Raw genomic sequence first — 18,701 nt, forward strand, 5'->3', positions numbered from 1 at the left:
TGCGTGCCTTCATGCAGCGGGTGAATGAGCGTTATCAGCAATCCCTGAGCCACTACGAAGACCTGCACCAGTGGAGTGTAGTCAACCCGGAGGAATTCTGGGAAATGATGTGGGAATTCGGTGAAGTGGTGGCCGCTGAACAGGGCAGTCGTGTGCTGGAAAATGCTGACCGGATGCCCGGTGCCCGCTGGTTTCCGGAAGCCCGGCTGAACTTTGCGGAAAACCTGCTGCGTTTCCGGGATGATCGCACTGCGGTGGTTTCCCTGCGTGAAGATGGCCAGCGGGTGTCACTGACCTTTGCCCAGCTGCATGACCAGGTGGCCCAGATCGCGCTGGCACTGGAACAGGCCGGGGTGGTTCCGGGTGATCGGGTGGCGGGGTTTGTGCCCAACTGCCACTATGCCCTGATGGCGATGCTGGCCACAGCCAGTCTGGGTGCCATCTGGTCATCCTGCTCACCGGATTTTGGTTTTAACGGTGTGCTGGATCGTTTTGGTCAGATCCAGCCCAAAGTGTTGTTTGCCACCGATGGTTATCTTTACAACGGCAAACGCATCAACAGCCTGCCGCGAGTGGCGGAAATCGCTGACGCACTGGATGGACTGGAACAAGTAGTGGTGTTTCCATTTCTGGAGACTCATCCGGATATCAGCAGCATCCAAAAGGCCGTGTTGTGGGATGACTTTCGTATCCCTGATGCCAGAGAAATTGATTTTGCCGAACTGCCTTTTGATCACCCGCTGTACATCATGTATTCCTCCGGCACCACCGGAGTCCCCAAGTGTATTGTGCATTCTGCCGGTGGCACGCTGTTACAGCATTTAAAAGAACACCAGTTACACACCAGCCTGACACGCGACGACACGCTGTTTTATTACACGACATGTGGCTGGATGATGTGGAATTGGCTGGTGTCTGGGCTGGCGGTGGGTGCCACACTGGTGTTGTTTGATGGCTCTCCTTTTGCTCCAGAACCCAAAACCCTGTGGGACATGGCCGAACGTGAAGGTGTGACAGTCTTTGGCACCAGCGCCAAGTACATCGCCGCTTGTGAAAAAGCCGGTTTAAAGCCGGGCCAGACCCATCACCTGCCCAAACTCCGAGCCATCCTCTCCACCGGTTCACCCCTGTCACATGAATCCTTTGATTATGTTTATCGGGACATCAAACCCGATCTGCTGCTGGCTTCCATCTCCGGTGGCACCGACATCATCTCCTGTTTTGCACTGGGTTGCCCGACCCGCCCGGTGTATCGCGGTCAGTTGCAGTGCCGGGGACTGGGCATGGATGTGCAGGTGTACAACGAGCAGGGCCAGCCGGTGGTGGGTGAAAAGGGTGAACTGGTGTGTGTTCAACCCTTCCCCTCCATGCCGATTGGTTTCTGGAACGACCCGGATGGCAGCCGTTACCGCGCCGCCTACTTCGAGCGTTTTGACAACATCTGGGCACATGGTGATTACGCCGAAATCACCCCGGAAGACGGCATGATCATCCATGGTCGTTCCGATGCGGTGCTGAATCCCGGTGGCGTGCGTATTGGCACTGCCGAAATCTACCGTCAGGTGGAAAAGGTGGAAGCGGTGCTGGAAGCCCTGTGCATTGGTCAGGACTGGAAAGACGATGTGCGGGTGGTGTTGTTTGTGCGCATGAAAGAAGGCTTCACGCTGGATGAAGGCCTGAAAAAACGCATCCGAGAAACCATCAAGGCCGAAACCACGCCGCGCCATGTGCCCAGCAAAATCATTCAGGTGGCGGACATTCCCCGCACCCTGTCCGGCAAGATCGTGGAACTGGCCGTGCGTGAAGTGGTGCACGGCCGCCCGGTGAAAAACCAGGATGCCCTGGCCAACCCCGAAACCCTGCAGCTGTTTGCCAACCTGCCGGAGCTGCAAGAACCCTGATCCCTGTTTCTGTTGTTGCCTCTGTGTAGCCCTTTGGCCGCTGGTTAGCTCCCTCTGACAGCGGCCTTTTTTTATAGGCAGGTACACTTCATTTTTTGCGGTTGCTATTCCTGCCGGGCTTGCATAGTGTGTTCAGCAACATCAGTCAATAACACACAAGTCCACACCCACAATCATGCCTTCTGAAACCACCCTGATTAACTGGTTGCAAGACCTTGAAAAGCGCCGTTTTCGCCAGTTGCTCTGGTTGCGGGGTGATGCTGGCTGGTGCCGTGCAGCGGCCTTGCAGTGGCTGGCGCGTATGCAGCAATTGCAGGATGACTCCCTGAAAGGCTGCTGGGTGCAGGCTGTGACACCGGCCGGTGAATTGCCGGATTTGCCGACAGGGGTTGAGCTGTTGCCTGCTTCAAGGGCGCGTCATCGGCTGGGCAGTGAACAGCAGGTGCTGGTGTTTGATGCCTTCACCGGTTTGCACCCGGATGCGCTGGGTGCCCTGTCCGGTACCTTGCAGGCCGGTGGCCTGTTGCTGTTGCTGACACCTGAACCCTGGTCTTCTCAACCCGATCCGGATTACCGGCGTCTGGCGCATTGGCCGTATGAACCGGAGCAGTTGTCCTGTCATTTTCTGCAGCGCTGTGAACATCTGCTGCTGGCGGCTGATGTGCCGCGTTGGAGCCAGTCACAAGGCCAGCAGGGCAACTGGTGGCAGTTGCCGGCTGTGGCAGCGGCTTCCGCATCCGGCCACTGGCCACTGGGTGCAGCCAGTGAGGATCAGGCCAGGCTGGTGCAGCAGTTGCTGGAATGGGTGGGCCAGAAGCCAGTGGTACCAGTGGTGGTCACGGCCAATCGCGGGCGTGGCAAGAGTGGTGCACTGGGGTTGTTGTTGCGCGCACTGGCCCTGCATGAACCACAAAAAAAGCTGCTGATCACTGCACCCTCGCGTGAAGCCTCAGATGCGGTGTTTGCCCGCTTGCAGGATTTACCCCCTGAACGAACGGCACAGATCGGTTTTGTGGCACCGGATGCGCTGTTACAGACCTTGCCAACAGCTGACCTGCTGCTGGTGGATGAAGCCGCTGCCTTGCCGGTGCCGGTTTTGCAGCAACTGCTGCAGCACTATCCGCGCAGTGTGTTTGCCACCACCCAGCAGGGGTACGAGGGTAATGGGCGGGGATTTGCGCTGCGTTTTACCCGACATCTGGATCAGCAGGCACCGGGTTGGTTGTCACTGACTTTACGGCAACCCCTGCGCTGGGCTGCGCTGGACCCGCTGGAGCGTCTGACGGATCGTTTGTTGCTGCTGGATGCTGAAGTGGTTGATCCGGCTCCGGACAGCATCACAAGCATTCAGATCCAGTGGTTGGATCGCCAGCAATTGCTGGCGGATGAATCACTGCTCAGCCAGGTTTTTGGTTTGCTGGTGCTGGCGCACTATCGCACCACACCGGATGATTTTCGGCAGTTGCTGGATGCACCGGATCTGCAACTGGCCTGTGCCTGGCAGGATCAACACCCCGTGGGGCTGGTACTGGTTCAGCAGGAGGGTGGTTTTGATGCTGAACTGGCTGCCGCCATTTTTATGGGGCAGCGGCGTCCACAAGGCCATTTGCTGGCTCAGTCACTGACGTTTCATGGTGGTTTTGTGCAGGCTGCGCAGCTTCACTGGTGGCGGGTGCAGCGGATTCTGGTGCATCCGTTATTGCAGGGACGTGGCATTGGTCTGGCGCTGCTGGATTTTGTGCAACAACAGGCTCAGCAGAACCAGGGCATTGATCTGCTGGGCAGCAGTTTTGGTGTCACTGAATCGTTGCTGGCGTTCTGGAGCAAGGCTGGTTATGCATCGGCCAGGGTGGGTATTACCCGTGATCAGGCCAGTGGTGAACACACCCTGCAGGTGGTGAAAGGGCTGACAGAAGCCGGTCAGGCCTTGCAGCAGGCTTTGCAACAACGTCTTGCCGAAACCCTGCCGGAGCTCCTGCCATTGGCGCTGCAGCAATTACCGGCGACGGTGGTGGCTCCTTTACTGGCGGGTTTGCCGCTGGCGTGTGAACCCCTCAATGCACAGGATCAACAGGAATTGCAGGCTTATGCCGTGGGGCACCGCCCGCTGGCATTAACCCGCACAGCGCTGAAGCGCTGGCTGATGCTGCAACTGCAACAGGGGTTAACAGCTCCATCACTTTATCCCTGGATACAACTGCTGTTGCAGCAGCAGCATGAAACCCTGCTGGAACAACAGCTGGGTTGCAGCGGTAAAAAGGAACTGGATCGTTGTTTGCGTGGTCAACTCAAGGCGCTGTTGCAGTAGGCAGCCGGATGCTTTTATTTTAAGATGCTGGGCTTTACCGGATGGGTCGCAGCCGGGTCATTTTTTTCAGGAGTTGTTCATGGTGTTTCGCATTAAAGCATTACTGATTGCACTGCTACTGCTGGCAACCGGTCTGGCAGCCACGGCAGCAGAAGCCAGAACCAGTCATGCTTTTGGTTTTGATGCACTGCGTTACCTGGATCAGGCGCAGGATGGTGACCAGTTTAACCTGTCCTGGCAGATGTCCACGGGGCGTCGTTCCGCCCTGGTGTTTGGTGTGGCCGATGGTGACAACTACCAGATGTATGAAGCGGGTTTTAAACGTTATAACGAACGTTACCTGAGTGGCAGCTTTTACCAGTTGGGTGCCAGTTACTGGAATGGCGACACAGGCTACAAAAATGATTTCGGACTGGACTTGCGGGTTGGTTATGAAATTCCGATCACCCGCTGGGCAGTGGTCAGTGGTGCCATCAGCACCCTTTACGGCATCGATACACCACAAAACAAGGACAGCTATTCCCTGGTGTTCCGTCCGCACATGAGCCTGCTGATCCACTTCTGAGGCCGATCCCTGGCCTCTGATGCAACCTGTCAGGTTACTGGTCGGCAGGTTGCAGATGCTGTTCCAGTCGCTGACGCAGTTCACCTTCCAGCGGCATCGAAGCACCTTCGGCAAAGTTGTAATGCACTAGAATGGCCTTGCCTCTGGCACCCAGGTTGCTTGCCCCGGCAGCATCCTGTTGCCAGGCTTCCTGGGTTACGGTGAAAGAGCTTTTGCCGATGCGTTCAATCCAGGTGCGAATTTCCACATCCCGGCCATAAAAGAGTTCACCAACAAAGTCCACCTCGATCCGGGCCAGTATCAGTTGCCATTTTTTCGGATCAAGATCCGGGGTGAACAGGCGAAACACGTCGTTGCGAGCCAGCTCAAACCAGACCGGTACACGGGTATTGTTGATGTGCCCCAGCGCATCGGTATCAGTGAAGCCAGGGGTGATCGGATAAATGAACATGCGTCTACTCCAGACAGTAACAGTCGAACCAAGCTAAGGGTTTTTGTGGTGTGCCACAAGCCGCTTGTGTGGCTATTGAGTCACCTTTTTCCAGAATCAGCGGAGCAACCGGAACATGAGCTTTGATTTCAGCAGCAGCATTAACCGCAAGGGCAGCGCCAGTCTGAAATGGCAGCGTTATGAACAGCAGGATGTGATTCCGATGTGGGTGGCAGACATGGATCTGGCGTCACCTCCGGCGGTGCAACAGGTGTTGGCGGCGGCAGCCAATCGAGGGATATTCGGTTACGGTGAAGTGCCTGAAACACTGGTGCAGGCCTTTGTGGACTGGTGCCAGAGCGAATATGACTGGCCGGTTGAAAGCGATTGGCTGGTGTGGATTCCGGGTGTGGTGCCGGGGTTTAATCTGGCAGTGGAAGCCTTGCTGGAAGTGGATGAAGGCCTGTTGGTACAGTCACCGGTTTACCCACCCATTCGTGTGCTGGGCAAGGTAAGGCAACGCCCCACAGTGGATGTGCCGGTCAGTGAAACCGACCTGAGTGGCTGGCTGCAGCCGGAAACCGGTGCACTGGTGTTGTGCCATCCGCAGAATCCCACCGGCAAGGTTTATCAGCGGGCTGAGCTGGAACAGCTGGCAGAGCTGGCCGAAAAAGAAGATCTGCTGGTGATTTCTGACGAGATCTGGGCTGACCTGATCCTGCAACCGGGTTTGCGCCACCTGCCTTTTGCGGCTGTCAGTGAAGCAGCTGCCCGTCGTTCCATCACCCTGATGGCCCCCAGCAAGACCTTTAACATTGCCGGTCTGTCCTGTGCCGTGGCGGTGATTCCCGATGCCACCCTGCGCAATCATTTCCGGTTGGCCATGCGGGGCCTGATGCCGGACATGAACTACCTGGGTGTGCTGGCAGCTCAGGCTGCCTGGCAGCAGGGGCGTCCCTGGTTAAAGGAGTTAAAAGCCCATCTGAATGCCAATCTGGATCTGCTGGAGCGCTGGTTGCAGGATTTTCCCCAGATCGGTTATGTCCGTCCTCAGGCAACCTTTGTGGCCTGGCTGAATGTCAGTGCACTGAAACTGCCCAATCCCTTGCAGGCTTTTCTTGATGGCGGCGTGGCCCTGTCACCCGGTGAGGCCTTTGGTGATGCAGATTACCTGCGCCTGAACTTCGGTTGTCCGGCAGCACAGCTGGAGCAGTCACTGGAGCGAATGGCGGTGGTGATTCAGGCGAACACCTGAAACAACAACAAGAAACAGTAATTGTGTGATGTGAAGTCTACACTTTCATTGCGGGTATAAAACCAATAAAAAGGAGAGCCGCATGAGCTGTGTACGACTGGGAGTGATTCTGGCTACCCTGTTGCTGGGTTGGGTCCTGTTGTGGACCACGCAAGGCAAGGGTGTTGTGCAGGATGATCCCGAACGCAATATTGCCATTCCTGATGTATTGCTGATGCCACTGCAAATGCAGGTGGCTTACAACGATGAAAAAATCTATTTCCGTTATCGCTGGCCTGCCGAACGCGCTTATGTTTATCACGACATGCTGCGTTATGAGCAAGGCCGCTGGGTACGTCATGGTGGGTCACCGGTTGGTGCTCATCCGGACGGCACTTATGAAGATCGGGTGACAATGCTGGTGGATGATGGCAAGGTGCCGGAGTTTGGTCGTTACGGTGGTTACATCACCGTAGGTGCCAATGCCCGTTTTTTCACCGACCAGGCCACTCCGGCTGAAGTTCAGGCCGATCCACACCTTGGGCAGACATTGCGCCAGAGTGATGTGCGCAAGTACCTGCCGGCCACGCGCATGGATGTTTCTGACTGGCGGGGTGTGGTGGATGAACAGACCCTGCAGCAACAGCGCGAAGCCGGGTATTTTCTGGATCTCTGGCACTGGCGGGCGGGTCGCTCCAATGCGGTGGGAGTTTCGGACGACCAGTTGATTGCTGAGTTCCGTCTCAGTGACAAGGGGCGTGGTCCTTATACCACCAACTGGGATGCAGCCAACAGCCGCCCCATGTGGGTGTTTGATCGTGAAAAAGCCGGTATTGACGCCTTGCGCTGGGATACAGTTCAGGCACAGAGCCCGGATTTTGATGGTATCTACTTTTTATCTGAAGACCTGGCCAAACCCTTTGATCCTGACCATCAATGGCAAGAAGGTGATGTGATTCCGCGTATCCTGCATCGCCAGCCGGAAGGTTCCCGTGCAGCCATTGGTGTGGAAGGTGGCCCGGCACGTTGGAGCAATGGTTACTGGGATGTCACGCTGGTGCGTGCACTGGATACCGGCTTCCCGCTGGATGACAAGATGTTTCGGGAGCAGGGGGTTTACACCCTTGGCATGGCCGTGCACCGGGATGCTACCGGCAGTCGTTGGCACTATGTTTCTCACCCCTACACCCTGGGGCTGGGGCGTGAAGCCGATATTGTTGCACAGCGTTTCAGTGGTGAGACACCGCAATGGAGTGATACCTGGAAGGATCTGACACTCTTTTACCCCGGACAGGTGAACTGGCCTTTACTGGTCAGCAAGGCCCATGCGGGTGCCCCCGATATTGCTGAAGGCAAACCGGTTCGTCCGCGCCACAGTGAAAAACAGCTGGCCATTTACGGCGTGGAAATGGAGTTTAATCAAGAGATTATCAGTCAGTGGCGTAAAACGCTGGTGGTTGGTTTGCTGTTGATGTTGGGTGTCTGGTTTGGCCTGCATCGGTTAATGAAGAATGTTCGCTTGAATGAAGGAGGTGGCGCATGAATGGTGTTCACGCCATGCTGGTGCATTTCCCACTGGCTTTCTGGGCCCTGGCGACGTTGATGATTCTGGCCGGTGTGTTTCTGAGCGGGCGTTTTGCCGAGCTGTCTCGTGCCGGGTTGTTGCCGGTGCTGGTGTTCAGTCTGCTCGGAGCCGTGGCTGGACTGGTCAGTGGCTGGCTGGTTTGGCCTGCGGAAGCCAATCTGTATAGTCCTTTGGCTCGTAATCACATCCTGATGGCTATCTGGAGCCTGGCCATTTACAGCAGTATCACCCTGTTGATATGGCGCTTTGGTGCGCTGATGTTTCAGGGTACACAGCGCTGGGCACTGGTGGTGCTGGCACTGGCCGGTGGTTTACTGTTTGCCATCACCGGTACGCTAGGTGGCCATCTGGCTGGCAGTCCGACACACTTTTCGCAGTTGCTGGCTGCTTTTGGCTGGACGGTTTATGAAACCTTCTATGTTCCGGATGCCGTGCTGGTGGCGTTGCTTTTGCTGGCAATCATTGCTGCAGGTGTGGGTCTCACCGCAAAAACAGGTGATAAAGGCTGATTTAAAACCACTGTTCATGAGCTGAAGCAGTAAAAAAACCGGGAGCAGTTGTTAGGCTGGTTCCGGTTTTCTTTTGTATGGACATCCGATAATGAATGCCAGCCAACCTTCCATTTTACGCCTTCAGCAACTTGGCAGTGCCTTGCTGCAGCCCTTTTCCCTGAATCTCAGGGGCGGGGAGATTTGTTGTCTGACCGGTACTTCGGGCAGTGGCAAGAGTCGCCTGTTGCGGGCGCTGGCCGATCTGGAGCCGCATCAGGGCGAGGTCTGGCTGGATGATCAGAATCAGCAGCAGACCCCGGCACACTTATGGCGACTGCAGGTGCGGTTGGTGCCAGCAGAAAGCCAGTGGTGGTCGGATGAGGTTGCCGATCACTTCCCGGCTGACTATGATCCTGAAGATCTCAAGGCCCTGGGGCTGAGCAGTGACGCCATGGAGTGGCAGGTCAGCCGCCTGTCCAGTGGTGAAAAACAACGGCTGGCACTGTTGCGTGCCCTGGCTTTCCCGCTGAAAGTCCTGCTGTTGGATGAACCGACAGCCAATCTGGACCCGGCTACCACCTTGCGGGTTGAACACTGGCTGAAGCAGCAGATTGCCCGTCACCGCTGGCCGGTGGTGTGGGTTGCGCATGATCGTGAACAGGTGCAGCGAGTGGCTGATCTGGAGCTGGTGATTCAAGACGGTGAAGTCCAGGAGATGTTGATTGGAAGTGATTGAACTCAGTTGGTGGCAACTGGGACTGGCGGTGGTTCTGGTGCTGATGCTGAGTCTGCTGGCATTTCAGGCCCGTCTGGGCATCAGTCGCAGTCTGTTGATCGCCACACTGCGCACGGTGGTGCAACTGGCACTGATTGCTCTGGTGCTGGAGCTGCTGTTTTCAGTCGGCAGTCTGTTGTGGGTCGGCCTGATGGCGCTGGTGATGTTGCTGCTGGCCGGCCGCGAAGTCATGGCTCGCCAGAAACGCCGTTTCAGCGGCGGCTGGGCTTATGGCATCGGCACCCTGTCGATGTTTATTTCTTCCTTTTCAATTGCCGTGATCACCCTGCTGGTGCTGATCGGACCCTCTCCCTGGTATACCCCGCAATATGCCATTCCGTTGCTCGGCATGCTGCTGGGTAACACCATGACCGGTGTGGCATTAAGTCTGGATCGACTGACTGAACAGGCCTGGCAACAGCGACAGGTGATCGAGAATCGTCTGATGCTGGGTCAGCACTGGACCCAGGCAGTGATGCCGATACGCCGTGAAGCGATGCGTGCCGGCATGATTCCCAGCATCAATGCCATGGCTGCCGCAGGCATCATCAGTCTGCCGGGCATGATGACCGGTCAGATCCTGGCCGGAACGCCACCGGCACTGGCAGTGAAATACCAGATCCTGATCATGTTGATCATCACCCTGGGGACCGGGCTGGGTGCGATGCTGGCAGTGATGGCCGGGAGTCGCCGCTTGTTTGATGCGCGCCAGCGGCTCAGGCTGGATCGCCTGCATGCTCCGGTGGGCTGAACAGATGCAGCTGTTGCCCCAGCAGGCTGAGTGAAACTGCCATGCCGGGGTGCAACTGCTGACGCTCAACAAAATGCCTGGGCACAAAAAACCTCAGTGGCAAGGCCGGTGCATGATCCGGACGGATGCTGAGGCTGGCATGAGGGCCAAGCAACACCAGTTCTTCAATGATGCCACGCAGCGGATTCTCCTTGTCACCGGGCACTGGCCGATCCGGGCGGTGCAGCAACAGGCTCTGCGGGGGTGCCATCCAGTGAAGCTGTTGCCCGACATTAAAACCGGCCTGCCCCGGCAGGATCAAGGGCAACCCCTGCCAATCCAACACCAGCTGTTCAGCACTGCTGGCCAGCACCTGCCCTTCAAACAGGTTGTGCATGCCGAGCAAGCGGGCGACGGTCGGGCTGGCCGGATGATTCATCAATTGATCCGGTGCACTCACCTGCAACACCTGACCGTGATGCAACACACAGATGCGATCAGCCAGTTGCAGTGCCTCTTCCAGATCATGGGTCACCAGCAGGGTGGGGGCCTGAATGGTCTGGCGCAGTAACGCCAGCTCACGACGCAGTTTCTGACGGGTGGCCTGATCCACCGCGGAAAAGGGTTCATCCAGCAGCAGGGCGCGAGGCTGGGCCACCAGTGCTCTTGCCAGTGCCACCCGCTGGCGCTGCCCACCGGACAGCTGATGCGGTTTACGTTGTTCAAGACCACTCAGATGCACCCGCTCCAGCCATGTCGCCGCCTGCTGACGCGCCTGGTGTTGCGGCAGATGACGCAGCGGGATCATCAGGTTCTGCAGGGCAGTCAGGTGGGGAAACAGCGCATACCCCTGAAACACCATGCCCAGTTGCCGCTGCTCGGGTTTTAACTGGATGCCGCGCTGGCTGTCCAGCCAGCAGTGATCACCGCTGAATACCCGCCCTCTGGTTTCCGGGTAAAGTCCTGCCAGGCTGCGCAGCAGGGTGGTTTTACCGCTGCCGGAAGGACCCAGCAAGGCCACCAGCTCACCGGGTGCAACTTCAAGACGGACCTTGAGGGGAATGGCCCCGCAGGACTTCAGGTCAAAATGCAGGGCCAGGTTGTTGTCCATCGATGGTTTCATTCAGGGGTTTCCGGCATCAGGGCTTGCGAGTCTGGCGAAACTGCCCCAGACCCTGTAGCAGCAACAGGCTGAAAAAGGCCAGAACCAGCAACAGCAAGGACATCTGTCCGGCGGCACTGAAATTAAAGGCCTGCACCTGATCATAAATGGCAATCGACAGGGTACGGGTTTCTCCGGCCAGGTTGCCACCCACCATCAGCACCACACCAAACTCCCCCAGGGTATGCGCAAAGGTCAGCACAAAGGCACCGGCCAGTCCGGGCCAGACCAGCGGCAGCTCAATGCGCAGCAGCGATTGCCAGACATTCAGGCCACAGACACGCGCCGCATCCCGCACATCCGGATCGATGTTGGCAAAGGCATGCTGCAGTGGCTGCACTGCAAAAGGCAGGTTGGCTATCACCGAGGCCAGCAGCAGGCCTTCAAAGCTGAAGTTCAGCGACTTGTCGAACAGCCACTCCCACAGGCCACCAAGGGCTGCATCACCGGAAAAGGCCACCAGAAAGTAATAACCCAGTACGGTGGGTGGCAACACCAGCGGCAGAAACACCAGGCTTTGCAGCACCGCCATGCCACGTTGCTGCGACCAGGCCAGCAGTCGCCCTAGCCAGATGCCGACCGGTAACAACAGCAGGCTGGTGAACAGCGCCAGGCGAAAGGAGATTTCCAGCGCCTGCCATTCCATCAGGGTGCTCCAAAACCATGGTGGCTGAATACCTGCCGGGCGGCATCCGTTTGCAGGTAGTGGTAAAAGGCATGAGCAACAGGGCCGGCATTTTTCATCAACACCATGCGCTGCTGCAGTGGCGGGTGCTGATCTTCGGGAATCAGCCAGCGGCTGCCGGGCAGGTCGTCACGGCTGGCCAGCAGTGGCCAGGCAACAATGCCGCTGCGGGCAGCACCGGACAACACAAACTGCACTGATTGTGCTGCATTTTCACCCAGCACCAGGCGGTGTTTTAATGCCTGCTCCATGCCCAGTTGGTCCAGCCAGCCGATGGCTGCAACCCCGTAGGGTGCGTGGCGAGGGTTGGCAATCGACAGCTTGTGGGTGTTGCGTGCCTGTTGATGCCATGCCGCCAGAGCCTGTTCGGCGGTATCGGCCTGCAGCGGATCACGGGTGTAAAAGGCCAGCCGACCGAAAGCATAGTCGGTGCCTTCATCCAGTGTCAGGCCCTCTTCATACAGGATGTGCACATAATCGGCATTGGCAGAGAAATACAGCTCAAAGGGTGCTCCCTGACGCAACTGGGTGGCAAACACACCGGAGGAACCAAAGGTGATGCGCAGATCGGCCTGAGGGTGTTCAGCCTTGAACTGCCGGGCCAGTTCGGTCAGTGCCAGTTGCAGATCCGCCGCTGCGGCAATGCGTACCGGCTGGTTGGCGGTCACGGACAGGGGCAATGACAAACAGGCCAGCAGCAAAAGGATTCTAACCATTCAAGGATACCCAGCGCAGTGGTTCATGATCACAGGAGTCGGATACTTCCGGCAGAGCCGAGCGGATCTTTTCAATGCTGATCTCCCAGGTGAGGGTTTTGCCTGCCAGGGGGTGGTTGCCATCCAGCAGGGCACCCTTTTCGGTCAGTTTGATCACTCGCAGGGTGAACTTACCCTGTTGACCTCCCGGAGCAAAACTCATGCCTTCTTTCAATTCTCCCGGTGGCAGGTGCTCGCGGATGGCTTCAAACACCAGTTCCGGGCGATGGGGGCCAAAGGCCTCTTCGGGGTTCAGGGTGACACATTTTTGGTCACCGACTGCAGCCCCTTCCAGTGCCCGCTCCAGTTCTGACAGCAACTCACCGCGCCCGTGAATGTAACGCAGGGGTTGTTCCGGTGTTGAACGACGCAGGCATTCACCACATTCATCCAGTACCCGGAAGGCTGCCGTAACCTGCATGTTGGCTTCAACGTTCATGATGATTATCTCTTTTTTGTCGGGTTCGATGCACTACCCCCCAGGAGGTAGTGGCTGCAGCAATCCACAGTCTTTCAGCGCTGGCGACGGATGCCGCTACCCGGTGGTTTCATGCTGGGTAGTTCTTGCACACCTGCACACCTGCATCCCGGCAGGAGGGGCAGATTTCAACATGATCGGTGGTCAATCCGGCTTCGCGCAGTCGCAACAGCAGGGTGCCCAGCATTTCACCAGCCTGGAACGTCACACCACAACGAGTGCAGTGCAGGGTTTCATCAGCATTGCCGGAGGCCATGGGGATGGCAGGGTGGCCATCGGCAGACTCGGCTCGGGCTTCGCTGCTGACCGGGTCCTGCAAGGCCTGTTCCGGCAGCAGGGCTTTGAGTTGTTGCAAGTCGGCAGCCATCTGATGGTGGATCAACTGCAGCAGCAGCGACCAGCAGCCACTCTGGTTTTTGCTGGTTGCAGCAGTTTGAACCGGATGTAGCAAGGCTTCTGTCCCCGGCAGCAGGTAGTGATACAAAGCTGTCCCGAGATCTTGCAGTGCCTGTTCACTGCGTTGTGGGTCTTCGTTCTGGTATTCAACTGCTGTTGCCAGTGTCCAGGCCAGCCATTCGAGTGTCAGTGCCAGATGATCGGGCAGATCACGGAATGCTGGATTCCGGGCCAGAGCCTGACGCTCATAAAAGGTTTCCAGTGCCTGGGTGGTGCGCCCCATCAGGCCGCCGTCCAGGTAATAACCCAGATTCAGGGGCGCCGGTGCCGGTGGAACCAGAAACAGTTGGCTGTATTCACGCAGCAGTGCTTCACGATCAGGCAGTTGTTGCAGAGCCTGCTCCAACTGCTGCAAAAATTCAGGATTCAGGGCTGGCAGTTCACTGGACAGAGCCTGCAGGTCTGGCAGCAGCTCAGTCAGCAGGGTCTCCGGGCTCAGGTTCAGCTCAGGAGCCATCAATACACGCGCCATGCAAAGATGAAATTCGGCGCTGGCTTGCAGTGCAGGAAAAGGGATGACGGGTGCGTTCATGGGTTTGTTTCCGGTAAAAGTGAAAAGCAGCCCCCGAAGGGGCTGCCAGTGTTGCAGCGGTTTGTATCAGGCATCCTGATCCAGGTTGTCTGGCATGGCCGAGAGGTTGAAGAACTTCTCACCCAGCACATAGAGCACAAAAATCAGTGACCAGCCCATGATGGTCAGTGACCATTCAGTGGCTGACGGGCTGTACTGGATCAGGTTCGGGATCCAGGTGCCCTTGAACAGCGGCACCACTTGTCCACCGACCACAAAAAAGAAGCGTTCGGAAAACAGCCCCAAAAATACCAGGATACTGGCCAGCAGTTGCATATTGACCTGATTGCGCAGGTTGCTGTTCAACAGGATGATGAATGGCAGCAGCAACCCCACCCACAACGACAGATGATAAGTGGTTGAGGAGAAGAGGTAGTCTGTCCACACCAGGTTGATTTCCGGATTGTTGCTGTACATGCCGGTAATGGCGCGAGCAGCAATGAACAGCAGGGTGCCGCCCACCAGCGCAGCAAAGAGTTTTGGTACTGCACCGGTCATCAGCTTCTGCAAGGCAGGTGACATGGTGTCACGGCGAAAGCCGTGGCTTAAGTACACAAAGAACACCAGGGCAGCCATGCCGCTGGTCACTGCAGTGAAGTAGAAGTAGATCGGCAGCAGGGCATCAAACCAGAAAGGGCGCATGCTCATCATGCCGAAGATCAGCGCCAGGTTACCGCTGGCCAGCAGCACCAGCAGGAAAGAGGCAATACCCACTTGTTTGCTGGTTTTGCTGTCCCATTCACCGGATTCCATTTTGCGGAACTTCCACAGCAGGAACAGTAGATCCAGTGCATAGAAGATGCCCATCCAGAACATCGCAGACTGGGTCTGGAAGTTCAGAGGAATTGCCCACAGCATACGGAACACATTGCCCAGTTCCATGGCCAGCACTGCCATGCCGGAAATCAGCACAATAAAGGCCAGGAAAATGCAGCGCTTGGCCACCGGGTAGTATTGCTTGAAGCCGAATACCAGTGGCAGCGAAGCCAGCAGGCCCAGACCGGAGGAAGCCAGTGCAAAATACAGGTAGGTTGCAATCGGCTGCCCCCAGGGCAGGGCTGATGAGGTGTTGAAGGAGGCGTGACCGTTACTGCCGATCTGCATGAAGGCATAGATCAGGCTGACCAGAAACACCACCAGAGACAGCAGTAGCAGGCCATTACCGGCCATGCCTTGCTTCACGTTGTTATTACTCATGATTTATCCCCTTTGTCCGCAGGCTGGAACGCAGGTACACCGGCACCGGCACCCAGGTAATAAACCTGAGGTTTGTTGCCGGTATGGTCTTTCAGGCGCACACCATGCTTGTCACCGATCAGCTGGTTCACCTGGCTTTCCGGGTTGTCCAGGTCACCGAAGTAACGTGCCTTGGGTGCACAGGTGCGTACACAGGCCGGTACGTATTCCTTGACGGCAGGGTTGTCCTCGTCAAAGTCCACGGTGCCAGCGGGTGCCTTGCTGGTTTTGTGATGGCAGAAGGTACACTTGGACACCACGCCGGGCGGCTGGATGCCAATGCCCTTGCTCCAGTCTTCGTCCGGGCTCTGGTAGGGCGGACTCCACAGCTGCTTGTCCTGACCGCCGGGGAAAATCTCGCGCAGATCCGGTTCCAGCAGGGGTTTTTCATCCGCATAAAAGCGCACGCCATAGGGACAGGCAATCATGCAGTATTTGCAGCCGATGCACTTGTTCCAGTCCACAAACACCACCCCACCGGCAGATTCATCCTTATAGGTGGCGCGGGTTGGGCAGACATGCACACAAGAGGGGTTTTCACACTGCATGCAAGGCCGAGGCAGCCACTTCATCTGGGCGCTCGGGTATTCACCTTCATGGTAAAAAAGCACGTCCTGCCAGCTTTCACCGGGCAGGGTGTTGTTTTCCATAGCACAGGCGGTGGTACAGGCCTGGCAGCCGGTACACTTATCCAGGTCAATGACCATTCCCCATTTTGCCATGATTGTTTACTCCTCAATAAGTTGCTGGGTTCAGGCCTTGGTCAGGGTGACTTTGCCGGTGTAATAACTCGCCAGACCGGAAATCGGGTCTGACACGTTGGCGGTGAGTTCACCTGAGTGCCCAGGTCCACGATCCTTGGCCCAGCGCCCTTGAGCCCAGTGCCCAAACTCAAACGGCAGGATGATGGTGTCGGGACGGTGGGAGGCCACAAAGCGACATTCCGCTTCAATGCTGCCCAGATCGGAAGTGATCTTGACCTTGTCACCATTCCGGATGCCACGGGAACGGGCGGTGTCAGGGTGCAGTTCCAGGTACACCGTGCCACGGCCACCAGCGACCGGCTGATGAATGGCCGCCGCGTGAGGGATGTTGGCGCCACGTCCTTCAGCGTGCATCGGGGTTTTGGGTGTCACGAAGTAGAGGTCACGGTTGCCGCCGGTGTGCCTGGGTTCCACCCACTGCACCAGACCGACCCGCTCAACCGGAACACCCAGCTCTTTATTGATGTAGTCAGCGTACTGCTCCAGATAACCGGATTTGAACTCAAACTTGCCGGATGGGGTTCTCAGCAGTTTTTGTTTCACTTCTGCCGCAGTCATGCGCTTGCTGTAACGCTGGCCTTCCCATTCGTAGAAGTCTCCACGGATAAAACGCCAGTGATAAGGCTTGCGATACCACACGCCTTTTTCCTTCCAGCTTTCGAAGTCGCGCACACCATTGTCGCCGGGGTTGTTTTCAAAGCCCTTGGCACGGTGGCGCAGCACATTCTCGACATTGTCGATGATGCGGTAAAACTCGCCGGTGGGGCCGTTAATCCGCTTGCCGATTTCGATCAGCATGTCACCAAAGTGTTTGGTGTCGTAGATCGGATCAATGGCCGGAACCCGCAGGGCAGACATGGGCCAGCCTTCAAACGGATAGGTCGGAGAGTCTTGCAGGCGTTCCAGATAGGTGGACTCCGGCATGACAATATCGGCATACATGGCGGTTTCACCGGGGAAGGGTGAGGTGTCAATGACAAACACATCTTTTAATGCTTCTTCCCAGGCCTTGGGATCTGGTGCGGTCCAGATCGGGTTGGTGCTGTAGAACATGGCCGTGTCCATCTTGTAGGGGGTGCCTTTCAGATGGTTGGGACCAGCTTCCTGCATCATGGTGGAGGTCATTGGCCATTCGGCGGTGCGTGCCAGATCGATGCGTGGCTGACTTTTCCATGGGCCGTTTCTGGCGTAGTCATCCAGGTAGTCGTCAGCATTGGCAGGCAGGCCGCCATAAGGAGTGCCCATCTGGTAGAACAAGCCACCCTCAGTGAACATGGAGCCAACCAGGGCATTCAACGAGTGAATGGCCATGCCGTTGTAGGTGCCGTTGGTGTGACCGGTCGGGCCGCGCTCAAAGATGGCAACGGCTGGACGGGTGGAACCAAACTCAATGGCAGTCTGGCGGATGTGCCTGGCCGGAATGCCGGTGATGCCTTCCGCCCACTCGGGAGTGCGATCCTTCAGTTCTTCGTTCCACCATTCAGTCAGGCCGTGGACCCACTTCTCATCGAAGCTGCCAGGCATGATGCGTTCACCGGTGCGGAAGCGCTGGTTGAGGTCTTTAAAGTCACCGACAAAATCACGATCCCACAGGCTTTCGGTCAGGATCACGTGAGCGACAGCCAGTGCAAAAGCACCATCGGTGGCTGGTTTGATGTAGAGCGCACGATCTGACGCAGCCATGGTCGGGTTCATGCGAACATCAACACAGGTCACGCGGGTTTTCGGGCTCTTGCTGCGCATTTCGCCCCACATCTGCATCATGTTGTTGTAGGGTCGGAAGGCTTCCAGGAAGCTGGCACCCATGATCAACAGATAGTTGGTCTTGCGCAGGTCATGGGCATTGTAGGAGTTGTTGCCATCAGTGGCGTGTTTGGCTTTTTTGGAGCCTTCCGCACACATGGAAGCGTGACCGATGGCGGAGTTGGGTGTGCCGTAGAGCTTGCCGAAGTCACCATAGAGACCGGCATCTGAAGCACCCCAGCCGCGACCGTAGAAGTGAGCAAACCGGTGCGATTCACCTCGTTCACGCAGGTTGTTCAGGCGAGCGGCCACGGTATCAAAGGCTTCTTCCCAGGAGATCGGCACAAAACCTGGGTCTTCATTACGACCCTTGCGCGGGTTGGTGCGTTTCATTGGACCCTTGAAGCGATCCGGGTCATACAGGAAATAGCTGCCCAGGTGGCCTTTCGGGCACAGCTTGCCATTGGCAATCGGGTTGCCGGTATCACCATACATGGCATGAACCCGGCCATTGGTGGTGTACACATCAATACCGCAGCGCGCCGGGCACTGGTGGCAGATGTTTTTGGTGACTTTGGTCTCGCCACGCGGACGTGCTGCCCGCGCTTCAGTGGATTGCGTCAGTCCGGACAAACCGGTCACACCTGCAGCCGTGGCACCCACGGCACCTGCAGCGGTGCTGGTTTGCAGAAAACGCCTTCTGCTCATCATGGCCTGAAATAATTTCATTGCCATTTTCTCCTCATCAAGGGCTGATTGTTGTTTTTGCTTCTTCCGTGAAGAACGTCCCTGCAGCCGGTTCCATGGAGGTGTTGCATCTTTTCGGTTGCCT

At 57.1% G+C, this 18,701-nt stretch carries 17 protein-coding genes; 8 read left to right on the forward strand and 9 right to left on the reverse strand.

The window, feature by feature from the left end; genetic code table 11:
- From BT114_RS13565 to BT114_RS13575, 3 genes are all read left to right on the forward strand, one after another.
- The coding region (locus tag BT114_RS13565; RefSeq protein ID WP_072327043.1) for an acetoacetate--CoA ligase at positions 1-1,901 on the forward strand (1,901 nt) is incomplete at its 5' end.
- Between the two features lie 175 nt (positions 1,902-2,076).
- Complete coding sequence (locus BT114_RS13570; protein WP_084662274.1) at positions 2,077-4,209, forward strand: GNAT family N-acetyltransferase; 2,133 nt, start codon at positions 2,077-2,079, stop codon at positions 4,207-4,209.
- A gap of 79 nt (positions 4,210-4,288) precedes the next feature.
- A complete protein-coding gene (locus BT114_RS13575) occupies positions 4,289-4,774 on the forward strand; it encodes a hypothetical protein (RefSeq protein ID WP_072327044.1) in 486 nt (161 codons plus the stop codon).
- 34 nt (positions 4,775-4,808) lie between these two features.
- On the opposite strand, the gene BT114_RS13580 is transcribed toward BT114_RS13575, so the two are convergent.
- Positions 4,809-5,225 (reverse strand): acyl-CoA thioesterase, encoded by a 417-nt coding sequence (locus tag BT114_RS13580; RefSeq protein ID WP_072327045.1) that lies wholly within the window; start codon positions 5,223-5,225, stop codon positions 4,809-4,811.
- A 115-nt stretch (positions 5,226-5,340) separates the two neighbouring features.
- On the opposite strand from BT114_RS13580, the gene BT114_RS13585 reads away from it, so the two are divergent.
- The 5 genes from BT114_RS13585 (at position 5,341) to BT114_RS13605 (ending at position 10,040) form a co-directional block, all read left to right on the forward strand.
- Complete coding sequence (locus BT114_RS13585) at positions 5,341-6,459, forward strand: MalY/PatB family protein (RefSeq protein WP_072327046.1); 1,119 nt, start codon at positions 5,341-5,343, stop codon at positions 6,457-6,459.
- Between the two features lie 82 nt (positions 6,460-6,541).
- The gene (locus tag BT114_RS13590; protein ID WP_072327047.1) at positions 6,542-7,981 is read left to right on the forward strand and encodes an ethylbenzene dehydrogenase-related protein; all 1,440 of its coding nucleotides are present in this window, start codon (positions 6,542-6,544) and stop codon (positions 7,979-7,981) included.
- Positions 7,978-8,532, forward strand: coding sequence for a DUF2231 domain-containing protein (locus tag BT114_RS13595; RefSeq protein WP_072327048.1), 555 nt, complete (start codon positions 7,978-7,980; stop codon positions 8,530-8,532). The genes BT114_RS13590 and BT114_RS13595 overlap by 4 nt, the downstream gene beginning before the upstream one ends.
- 91 nt (positions 8,533-8,623) lie before the next feature.
- Complete coding sequence (locus tag BT114_RS13600; protein WP_072327049.1) at positions 8,624-9,250, forward strand: ABC transporter ATP-binding protein; 627 nt, start codon at positions 8,624-8,626, stop codon at positions 9,248-9,250.
- Positions 9,243-10,040 carry an ABC transporter permease gene (locus tag BT114_RS13605; RefSeq protein WP_245770453.1) on the forward strand — a complete coding sequence of 266 codons (798 nt, stop codon included), beginning with the start codon at positions 9,243-9,245 and terminating at the stop codon, positions 10,038-10,040. Before BT114_RS13600 ends, BT114_RS13605 begins: the two co-directional genes overlap by 8 nt.
- Here the strand turns inward: BT114_RS13605 and BT114_RS13610 are convergent.
- From BT114_RS13610 to BT114_RS13645, 8 genes are all read right to left on the reverse strand, one after another.
- Positions 10,006-11,142 (reverse strand): ABC transporter ATP-binding protein, encoded by a 1,137-nt coding sequence (locus BT114_RS13610; protein ID WP_143142850.1) that lies wholly within the window; start codon positions 11,140-11,142, stop codon positions 10,006-10,008. The genes BT114_RS13605 and BT114_RS13610 overlap by 35 nt on opposite strands.
- Before the next feature lie 16 nt (positions 11,143-11,158).
- Complete coding sequence (modB, locus tag BT114_RS13615; RefSeq protein WP_072327052.1) at positions 11,159-11,827, reverse strand: molybdate ABC transporter permease subunit; 669 nt, start codon at positions 11,825-11,827, stop codon at positions 11,159-11,161.
- Positions 11,827-12,582 carry a molybdate ABC transporter substrate-binding protein gene (gene modA, locus BT114_RS13620; RefSeq protein ID WP_072327053.1) on the reverse strand — a complete coding sequence of 252 codons (756 nt, stop codon included), beginning with the start codon at positions 12,580-12,582 and terminating at the stop codon, positions 11,827-11,829. The genes modB and modA overlap by 1 nt, the downstream gene beginning before the upstream one ends.
- Positions 12,575-13,060 carry an FKBP-type peptidyl-prolyl cis-trans isomerase gene (locus BT114_RS13625; protein WP_072327054.1) on the reverse strand — a complete coding sequence of 162 codons (486 nt, stop codon included), beginning with the start codon at positions 13,058-13,060 and terminating at the stop codon, positions 12,575-12,577. The genes modA and BT114_RS13625 overlap by 8 nt, the downstream gene beginning before the upstream one ends.
- A gap of 109 nt (positions 13,061-13,169) precedes the next feature.
- Positions 13,170-14,087 carry a molecular chaperone TorD family protein gene (locus tag BT114_RS13630; protein ID WP_072327055.1) on the reverse strand — a complete coding sequence of 306 codons (918 nt, stop codon included), beginning with the start codon at positions 14,085-14,087 and terminating at the stop codon, positions 13,170-13,172.
- A 66-nt stretch (positions 14,088-14,153) separates the two neighbouring features.
- Entirely contained in the window at positions 14,154-15,323 is a 1,170-nt protein-coding gene (gene nrfD / locus BT114_RS13635) for an NrfD/PsrC family molybdoenzyme membrane anchor subunit (RefSeq protein WP_072327056.1), read from the reverse strand.
- A complete protein-coding gene (locus tag BT114_RS13640) occupies positions 15,320-16,084 on the reverse strand; it encodes a 4Fe-4S dicluster domain-containing protein (protein WP_218163521.1) in 765 nt (254 codons plus the stop codon). The genes nrfD and BT114_RS13640 overlap by 4 nt, the downstream gene beginning before the upstream one ends.
- 30 nt (positions 16,085-16,114) lie before the next feature.
- Positions 16,115-18,598: a molybdopterin-dependent oxidoreductase gene (locus tag BT114_RS13645; protein ID WP_072327058.1), complete on the reverse strand. Its 2,484-nt coding sequence runs from the start codon at positions 18,596-18,598 to the stop codon at positions 16,115-16,117.
- Positions 18,599-18,701 lie beyond the last annotated feature (103 nt).

Source organism: Marinospirillum alkaliphilum DSM 21637 (genome assembly GCF_900119735.1).
In the GTDB taxonomy this organism is placed as follows: Bacteria; Pseudomonadota; Gammaproteobacteria; order Pseudomonadales; family Halomonadaceae; genus Marinospirillum; species Marinospirillum alkaliphilum.

Coding starts and splice junctions, on each gene's coding strand:
- BT114_RS13570 (WP_084662274.1), top strand. CDS start 2,077: ATGCCTTCTGAAACCACCCTGATTAACTGGTTGCAAGACCTTGAAAAG.
- BT114_RS13575 (WP_072327044.1), top strand. CDS start 4,289: ATGGTGTTTCGCATTAAAGCATTACTGATTGCACTGCTACTGCTGGCA.
- BT114_RS13580 (WP_072327045.1), bottom strand. CDS start 5,225: ATGTTCATTTATCCGATCACCCCTGGCTTCACTGATACCGATGCGCTG.
- BT114_RS13585 (WP_072327046.1), top strand. CDS start 5,341: ATGAGCTTTGATTTCAGCAGCAGCATTAACCGCAAGGGCAGCGCCAGT.
- BT114_RS13590 (WP_072327047.1), top strand. CDS start 6,542: ATGAGCTGTGTACGACTGGGAGTGATTCTGGCTACCCTGTTGCTGGGT.
- BT114_RS13595 (WP_072327048.1), top strand. CDS start 7,978: ATGAATGGTGTTCACGCCATGCTGGTGCATTTCCCACTGGCTTTCTGG.
- BT114_RS13600 (WP_072327049.1), top strand. CDS start 8,624: ATGAATGCCAGCCAACCTTCCATTTTACGCCTTCAGCAACTTGGCAGT.
- BT114_RS13610 (WP_143142850.1), bottom strand. CDS start 11,142: ATGAAACCATCGATGGACAACAACCTGGCCCTGCATTTTGACCTGAAG.
- modB (WP_072327052.1), bottom strand. CDS start 11,827: ATGGAATGGCAGGCGCTGGAAATCTCCTTTCGCCTGGCGCTGTTCACC.
- modA (WP_072327053.1), bottom strand. CDS start 12,582: ATGGTTAGAATCCTTTTGCTGCTGGCCTGTTTGTCATTGCCCCTGTCC.
- BT114_RS13625 (WP_072327054.1), bottom strand. CDS start 13,060: ATGAACGTTGAAGCCAACATGCAGGTTACGGCAGCCTTCCGGGTACTG.
- BT114_RS13630 (WP_072327055.1), bottom strand. CDS start 14,087: ATGAACGCACCCGTCATCCCTTTTCCTGCACTGCAAGCCAGCGCCGAA.
- nrfD (WP_072327056.1), bottom strand. CDS start 15,323: ATGAGTAATAACAACGTGAAGCAAGGCATGGCCGGTAATGGCCTGCTA.
- BT114_RS13640 (WP_218163521.1), bottom strand. CDS start 16,084: ATGGCAAAATGGGGAATGGTCATTGACCTGGATAAGTGTACCGGCTGC.
- BT114_RS13645 (WP_072327058.1), bottom strand. CDS start 18,598: ATGAAATTATTTCAGGCCATGATGAGCAGAAGGCGTTTTCTGCAAACC.